At 36.3% G+C, this 7,784-nt stretch carries 7 protein-coding genes; 2 read left to right on the top strand and 5 right to left on the bottom strand.

The window, feature by feature from the left end; translation table 11 throughout:
• Positions 1-71: 71 nt before the first annotated feature.
• From B0A80_RS10230 to leuS, 5 genes are all read right to left on the bottom strand, one after another.
• Positions 72-758 (bottom strand): zinc metallopeptidase, encoded by a 687-nt coding sequence (locus tag B0A80_RS10230; protein ID WP_017496221.1) that lies wholly within the window; start codon positions 756-758, stop codon positions 72-74.
• A 134-nt stretch (positions 759-892) separates the two neighbouring features.
• The gene (locus tag B0A80_RS10225) at positions 893-1,489 is read right to left on the bottom strand and encodes a hypothetical protein (RefSeq protein WP_089077230.1); all 597 of its coding nucleotides are present in this window, start codon (positions 1,487-1,489) and stop codon (positions 893-895) included.
• Positions 1,476-1,949, bottom strand: coding sequence for an RNA polymerase sigma factor (locus B0A80_RS10220; protein WP_026109961.1), 474 nt, complete (start codon positions 1,947-1,949; stop codon positions 1,476-1,478). Before B0A80_RS10220 ends, B0A80_RS10225 begins: the two co-directional genes overlap by 14 nt.
• Before the next feature lie 5 nt (positions 1,950-1,954).
• On the bottom strand, positions 1,955-2,800 hold the full coding sequence (locus B0A80_RS10215) for an alpha/beta fold hydrolase (protein ID WP_089077229.1): 846 nt from the start codon (positions 2,798-2,800) through the stop codon (positions 1,955-1,957).
• 630 nt (positions 2,801-3,430) lie between these two features.
• Positions 3,431-6,295, bottom strand: coding sequence for a leucine--tRNA ligase (leuS, locus tag B0A80_RS10210; RefSeq protein ID WP_089077228.1), 2,865 nt, complete (start codon positions 6,293-6,295; stop codon positions 3,431-3,433).
• 255 nt (positions 6,296-6,550) lie between these two features.
• Here leuS and B0A80_RS10205 point away from each other — a divergent pair, with 255 nt between their 5' ends.
• Both B0A80_RS10205 and B0A80_RS10200 read left to right on the top strand, forming a co-directional pair.
• The gene (locus B0A80_RS10205; protein WP_017496229.1) at positions 6,551-7,426 is read left to right on the top strand and encodes a cell division protein FtsX; all 876 of its coding nucleotides are present in this window, start codon (positions 6,551-6,553) and stop codon (positions 7,424-7,426) included.
• Positions 7,427-7,506: 80 nt separating this feature from the next.
• On the top strand, positions 7,507-7,758 hold the full coding sequence (locus tag B0A80_RS10200) for a DUF3098 domain-containing protein (protein ID WP_017496230.1): 252 nt from the start codon (positions 7,507-7,509) through the stop codon (positions 7,756-7,758).
• The last annotated feature ends 26 nt before the right edge of the window (positions 7,759-7,784 follow it).

The raw sequence follows: 7,784 nt of genomic DNA, 5'->3' as shown, positions 1-7,784 counted from the left end.
AAAAAAAAAAAAAAAAATCCAAACCCAACAAAGTTGGAATTTGGATTTTTAAAAATTTGAATTTTATATCTTTAGTTCCTTCTACTTCCGGAATAGACCGAGATATAGTACAACAAGGTTGCGATTGATCCGATAGCAGCAACAACATAGGTTCTCGCAGCCCATTTCAACGCATCCTTCGCTCCGGCTTGCTCTTGCTGCGTCAGCATATTTTTATTTTCCAACCAAGCCAATGCTCTGTTACTTGCATCATACTCTACCGGCAGCGTAATAATTGTAAATAAAGTTGTTGCAGCAAAAATGATAATTCCGATCAGCAATAGCCCCGGAAAGGTTCTGATCATTAAAATTCCGGCTAACAAAATCCATTGTACATAATTGGATGCAACACTTACAATCGGCACCAATCTGGAGCGCATTGTCAACCACTCATAACCAACAGCGTGCTGTACCGCATGACCACATTCGTGCGCAGCCACCGCAGCCGCAGCCGCATTGCGTTCGTTGTAAACCACCTCGCTTAAATTTACGGTTTTATCTGCAGGATTGTAGTGATCGGTTAACTGACCAGGTGTCGAAATAACTCGAACATCTCTAATACCATGATCAGCCAGCATCTTTTCGGCGATTTCAGCACCACTCATTCCATTTCTTAATTGCAGTTTAGAATACTGCTCAAATTTACTCTTGAGTCTTGAACTCACTATCCAGCTGAACAACATAATTGCTCCGGCAAGAATTAAATATCCACTTCCCATATCTTTGTTTTTTTGATTGATTACTAAATTTACAGTACAAACCGCAAATTCTGAACCAATTTCAAAAAATGTCATTTTGACATTTTGGCGTCAGGGTATTCCTCAAGTGACTTTACAAAAGCTAAAAAATTTCTCTACAACTCCAATTGCTTATTAACTTCTTCAAATTTCCCAATCAGATCGTTGATTTTTGCTTGTTGCTTTTTAATTTGTTTCGGACGAATGTAAAACCAGTTCACTCCTATCCAAAGCAATACCACTGCATACGTTAGCAACGCATAAACAAGGGGCATTCTCAAAGTATACTCATACATATACAAACCAATCCCGACACCCAATAAAATGAAGTACAAACTCAGAATCGTCGACTGCATAAACTGCTGTTTTTTTCGGATTAGAATCAATCGCTGCAGGTACTCCTGATTGGATTGTGTCGTATCGATATTTTTATAACCAACCAATAATCCATTATAAACACCAACATACATTACCATGGCCACAATCACCAGCACAATTCCTATTTTGGTAGAAATAAATTCCGGTTGATAGTAGTACCAGACAAAAAGAATAAATGCAGTAGTTGCCAAAAGCAAAATATTAGTAATCCACAGATGGCGAAGGCCGGCTGCTTTAAATTCTTTCAATCTTCCCAATAAATCTTTCATATCGGGCTGACTTACGGATTGTTTTTTCCACAAATCTTTGAAATCTATATTGTTATTTTGGTCCATTTTCCTTAAATTTTTGAGTCAGTTTTTCCTTTATCCTGTGAATTTTCACTCTTGTATTTGCTTCCGAAAGCCCCACAATTTTGGCAATCTCAGCCTGTTTTACTTCCTCAAGTTCGAGCGAAATAATAATACGTTCCGTTTCAGGCAATTCAGCAATACACTGGTACAAAAACTGGATTTGCGGTTCTAACGATTGTTGTTTCTCTTCCTGCAAATTAACCGGAAGATCTGATTTAAGAAAACGCTTTTCTTTTTCTATTTGCCGCAAACAGTTATTAGAAGCTATCCTAAAAATCCAGGTTCCAATGCCCGACTCGCTTCTAAAAGTGTCCAGTTTTTGCCAGACAATAACAAAAGTCTCCTGAGCCAAATCCTGAGCAATATCATAATCATTAACAAAACCCATGCAAAGCCTGAAAATCCTATCCCAATACGTTTTATAGATAACTTCAAATTCCATTAGTATTATTTTACGAAATTATTCACCTGATTTAAATACCACGCTGCATCATCATACATAATAAAGTGTAACCCTTTAGCGGCATATTGAAAATTAGCATTTTTTAAATTTTTATACTGTCCTTCAATAGCAGGTTTTAAATTTACAAAATATGATTCCAGTAAAATCAATGATGGGCATTTTACTTGTGAGATTTTTTCTCTTAAATCAGTATTAGAAAAATCGCAATACATTTCAGCAAATGTTTTTCGGTCTGATTTTACACTCCAGTCCACTATCATATCAATTTTTGAAGCATCCTGAACCAGTCTTGGCATTGTTTTTTTCTGCATGTCTAAAAACTGAGTCTCCGTCATAGCCGTCATCTGATTCACCATTGACGAACAGTCGTTATTTTCTTTTGATTTAAAATTAGGATCCATCAGAGCAGCCATACACGGAAGCGCGTCTACTACAACAATTTTACCAACCAATTCCGGATAATCTGCTGCCAAAGCCAATGCAAATCCTCCACCCATACTGTGACCAATTACAATTGGCTTTTCGATTTTATTTGTTTTGATGAAGTCTGCAATTTCAGTTTCCCAATTTTTGAAGCTTGCATTCGGCTGTGGTTTCACTCCGGCAAAACCTGCCATGGTAAGTGTATAACAAGTGTGATCTTTTTCTAAATTGGCTCTGGTTTCCTTCCACACATCTCCGGAAGAGGCAAATCCTGGAATAAATACAACGGCTTGTTTTCCTTTTCCGGTTTTAAGAACTTCGAACGGATACGATTTTGTTTGTGCAAATACATTTAAACATACTGCTGAAAATAATAAGGCGATAACTAAGATGATATACTTTTTCATTTTTAATAGATTTAAGTTGTTAAATGGTTTATTAGTTAAATTCGCCTTTTGGATACGAGATATTTTAAAATGTTACAAATCGTTTTAAAAAAAAATAAAAATTAATCTCCAAATTCCAAATTCCAACCTTCATCTATAGGTCTAAACCCCAATCTTTACAAGGGCTCAGATACTCCAAAAAATTAATTATTTTTTTTCATAAAAAATATCTTCTCACACGTCAATATCAATTCCGGTCAATACAAAAAAAACTATAAAACGGGACTGCCTCAAATATTTATGTTCTGCTCCGCCGGAGCTTCTTGATACCGGAAAATTACATTTGCTATAAATATTTTGCTCCGCTGGAGCTGTTTCAAAAAAACTCACCCCTAGCTTTTCATCCTTACGACGAAGGATACTCGAGCGATAGCGACTGACGCAGCAAATCACATAAGAAACTCTGCAAACCAGCTCGGCAATCTTTGTCGATTAACTAGTGTGATTTCTCCCGTTGGTCGAAAAGACAAACTAAACGCAAAAACAATTGTGTAAATTTGTGCAATTTGTGGCTGAAAAATAAGCGCAAAAAAAATCCCAAACCCCAATCGTAAAATTGGAATTTGGAATTTATAATATTGAAAAATTTATTTATCCTACAAGATTGATAATCTTACCAGGAACAATAATCACTTTATTTGGTATTTTCCCATCTAATTGACGTAAAGTTCTCTCGTCCTTCATCACAATTTCTTCAATTTGCTCTTTGGTTAAGTCCAAAGGCAATTCGATGGTGAAACGCATTTTTCCGTTAAAAGAAACCGGATATTCTTTGCTTGTTTCTACCAGATGTTTTGCTTCAAAAACCGGGAAAGAAACTTCTGAAATTGAAGTTGTATTTCCTAATTGCTGCCATAATTCCTCTGCAATATGCGGTGCATAAGGCGAAACTAAAATTGCTAACGGTTCTAAAATGGCTCTTGAATGGCAATTTTGAGCAGACAATTCATTTACACAAATCATAAACTGAGAAACAGAGGTATTGAAAGAGAAACTCTCGATGTCATCTGCCGCTTTTTTAATGGTTTTGTGCAATGATTTTAAATTGTCTTTTGTTGGTTCGTCGTTGTTTACGATTAAACCATTATCATCAAAGTACAATCTCCATAACTTTTTAAGGAAACCAAATACTCCCGAAATACCAGCCGTATTCCAAGGTTTTGCCTGTTCTAACGGCCCTAAGAACATTTCATACAAACGCAAGGTATCGGCTCCGTATTCGTTACAAATATCATCCGGAGTTACTACATTGTAATACGATTTCGACATTTTCTCGACTTCACGTCCGACGATATATTTTCCGTTTTCGTCAAAAACAAATTCTGCCGTATTAAAATCTTCTCTCCAGTTTTTAAATCTTTCTACATCCAATTCATCAGAAGAGTTTACAAAATTAACATCCACACGAAGCGGCTGTACATTCTGATCTCCAATTTTATTCTTAGACACAAAAGTGTTCGTTCCTTCTAATCTATAAACATAGGCAGTAGTCCCTAAAATCATTCCCTGATTGATCAGTTTTTTGAATGGCTCTTCGGTTGGAGCAAAACCTTTGTCTTTTAAGAATTTGTTCCAGAAACGGGAATATAATAAGTGTCCGGTTGCATGCTCGCTTCCTCCAATATACAAATCAACACTTTCCCAGTATGCTAATGCTTCTTTGCCTGCAAACTCGGTTTCGTTGTGCGCATCCATATAACGCATCCAGTACCATGAACTTCCTGCCCAACCCGGCATGGTATTCAATTCTAAAGGAAAAATCGTTGCATGATCTACTAAATCGGTATTGACAACTTTATTATTTGTGGTGTCCCAAGCCCAAACTGCTGCATTTCCTAATGGAGGCAAACCATCTTCGGTTGGTAAATATTTCTCTACTTCAGGTAAAATAATTGGTAAATGCTGTGCATCAATCATTTTTGGAAGACCATTCACATAATATACCGGGAATGGTTCACCCCAATAACGCTGACGGGAGAAAACTGCATCACGCAAACGGTAATTGGTTTTTCCAATTCCCTGTCCTAATTTTTCTAACGCCGTAATAGCGGCCTTAGTAGCTTCTTTATAATTTAATCCGTTTAGGAAATCAGAATTTGCGATCTCCACATTGTCTTTCGAACCATAAGCGGCTTCAGAAATATCAACGTTGGCAAAAATATTTTTGATTTCCTGCATTCCGTTCTGACCTTTAAAGAAATTTGCAAAAGCATAATCTCTCTCATCACCACAAGGAACTGCCATCACGGCACCTGTTCCGTATCCAGCCAAAACATAGTCCCCAATCCAAACCGGAATTGGTTCTTTCGTAAATGGATGCTCTGCATAAGCCCCTGTAAATACTCCCGAAATGGTTTTTACATCAGCCATACGCTCGCGCTCAGAACGTTTTGCTGTTTTTTCGATATACGCTTCAACTGCCTCTTTTTGTTCCGGACTTGTAATTTTAGCCACCAAATCATGCTCCGGTGCCAAAGTCATAAAAGTTACTCCAAAGATGGTATCAGGGCGGGTTGTGAAAACATCAATTACTTCATCGTGATTTTTCAATTTAAAAGTAACCATTGCGCCTACCGATTTTCCAATCCAGTTTCTTTGCGATTCTTTGATAGACTCGCTCCAGTCGATTTCATTTAAACCTTGAAGCAAGCGCTCTGCATAAGCTGAAATTCGCATACTCCATTGGGTCATTTTTTTACGAATTACCGGAAATCCACCACGTTCTGAAACACCGTTTACGATTTCATCATTGGCTAAAACCGTTCCTAAACCGGGACACCAGTTTACTTCTGTTTCTGCCAAATAAGTCAATCTGTATTGTAAAAGGATTTTCTCCTGTTGGTCCGCCGATAAAGCATTCCACTCCTCAGCTGAGAAAATTCCGATATTATCATCAGAAACTGCATTTACATTTACATTTCCTTCTTTTTCAAAAAGAGCAACTAAAATTGTTATATCTTCTGCTTGGTCAACATTCTTGTTGTACCAGGAATTAAACAACTGGATAAAAATCCATTGTGTATGTTTATAATAGTCCGGATTTGAAGTTCGCACTTCACGCCCCCAGTCAAATGAAAATCCAATTTTATCCAACTGTTTTCTGTATCCTGCTATTTGTTTTCCTTCTTTATCTACTCCCCCGTCAATATTAACACGTGTAGTATCTTCCGGACGCTGCCCGGTTTGAATCGCATACTGTTCTGCCGGCAATCCAAAACTGTCGTACCCCATTGGATGCAAAACATTGAAACCCTGATGCCTTTTGAAACGAGAATAAACATCTGAAGCAATATAACCCAGCGGATGTCCTACGTGTAATCCTGCCCCGGATGGGTAAGGAAACATGTCCAACACATAATGTTTGGGTTTTTCAGAATTATTCTTTGCGGCAAAAGTTTGGTTCTCGGCCCAATATTTTTGCCATTTGGCTTCTATTTCGTTTGGATTGTATTTCATTTCTAAGTGACTAAGATTCTAAGTTACTAAGGTTCTAAGCTTTTCACTAAATTAATTAAGCCGCAAATTTACATTTATTACAGATTGTAACAAAAGTATTTTAATACATAAAAATAAATTACAAATTCTTCATTTTTATCACGATAAAATACAAGTCTAAAATTGCTTATATTGTACGAAAGTTAAAACTTTGGCCGTTATTAACTTCATATAAAGAAATTCTTTATTATTTTTACCCCATAATTTAAGCAAACTATGAGTTCTAACTTTGATAAATTTCAAAAGCGCAGGTTAATTTCCTCTTATTTTTCGGTTGTATTAAGTGTATTTCTGGTTTTATTCCTACTAGGAGTACTGGGATTATTCATTATCAATTCTAAAAAACTGGCTAATGATTTTAAAGAAAAAATTGCCATGACGGTTTTCTTTAAAAACGAGGCTAATGACAGCGTGATAAAAGCTTTCAATACTGAACTAAAAAGAGCTCCTTTTGCAAGATCATTCGTTTACGTAACAAAAGAAAAAGCGGCAAAAGAACACACTGACATTATCGGAGAAGATTTCCTGACTTTCTTAGGTGAAAACCCTTTATTGAATTCTTACGACATTCACTTAAAAGCGGATTATGTTGAAAGAGACAGTATCCTTAAAATAGAAAGCAAACTACGTCAAAACACCATGATTGAAGATATTGTTTATGATAAACAATTGGTTAATCTGGTAAATGACAATATCAAAAAAGTAAGTATGTGGATTTTGATTATCAGTGGTTTCCTTGCGGTTATTGCTGTTCTGCTAATCAACAGTTCGTTACGTTTATCTATTCATTCGAATCGTTTTATCATCAAAACGATGCAAATGGTTGGTGCAACAAAATCGTTTATCCGTAAGCCATTTGTAATGCGCAGTGTAAAATTAGGAATGTTAGGTGCCGGTCTGGCTATTATTGCCCTTATCGGACTTTTGTTCTATGTAGAAACTAATTTCCCGGGCTTGGGTATTTTAGAAGATAAAGCCTTAATTGGACTGGTATTATTAGCCGTATTCGGATTAGGAGTTTTGATTACCTGGGTAAGTACTCACTTTGCCACACAACGTTTCCTAAATTTAAGAACTGACGATCTGTATTAACTTTAGATCGCAGATTATAGATTTTAGTTTGCAAATTTTTAAAAAGCCTTGGCTACGCTCAGCGGCACAAAAGAAATAAAATGAAAAACAACAATAAAGAAGAACACGCACCAAAACAAGAATTCCTTTTTGACGGAATTAACTATAAAATTCTATTAATTGGAATAGGAGTTATTGCCTTAGGCTTTATCTTAATGTCTGGCGGAGGAAGCAACGATCCGAATGTTTTTAATGAAGATGTTTTTAATTTCAGACGTATTCGTTTGGCTCCAACCACGGTTTTAATCGGTTTTGGAATCACGATTTATTCTATTTTCAAAAAATCCAAATAGACTTTATTTAGACTCCTTAGACTTCT

The sequence above is a fragment of the Flavobacterium tructae genome, assembly GCF_002217475.1.
GTDB lineage: Bacteria > Bacteroidota > Bacteroidia > Flavobacteriales > Flavobacteriaceae > Flavobacterium > Flavobacterium tructae.
This window is presented reverse-complemented; position numbering and strand designations above follow the sequence as displayed.

What these genes read in the sequence shown, in the direction of transcription:
- B0A80_RS10230 (WP_017496221.1), bottom strand. Translation starts at nt 758, where the DNA reads ATGGGAAGTGGATATTTAATTCTTGCCGGAGCAATTATGTTGTTCAGC.
- B0A80_RS10225 (WP_089077230.1), bottom strand. Translation starts at nt 1,489, where the DNA reads ATGGACCAAAATAACAATATAGATTTCAAAGATTTGTGGAAAAAACAA.
- B0A80_RS10220 (WP_026109961.1), bottom strand. Translation starts at nt 1,949, where the DNA reads ATGGAATTTGAAGTTATCTATAAAACGTATTGGGATAGGATTTTCAGG.
- B0A80_RS10215 (WP_089077229.1), bottom strand. Translation starts at nt 2,800, where the DNA reads ATGAAAAAGTATATCATCTTAGTTATCGCCTTATTATTTTCAGCAGTA.
- leuS (WP_089077228.1), bottom strand. Translation starts at nt 6,295, where the DNA reads ATGAAATACAATCCAAACGAAATAGAAGCCAAATGGCAAAAATATTGG.
- B0A80_RS10205 (WP_017496229.1), top strand. Translation starts at nt 6,551, where the DNA reads ATGAGTTCTAACTTTGATAAATTTCAAAAGCGCAGGTTAATTTCCTCT.
- B0A80_RS10200 (WP_017496230.1), top strand. Translation starts at nt 7,507, where the DNA reads ATGAAAAACAACAATAAAGAAGAACACGCACCAAAACAAGAATTCCTT.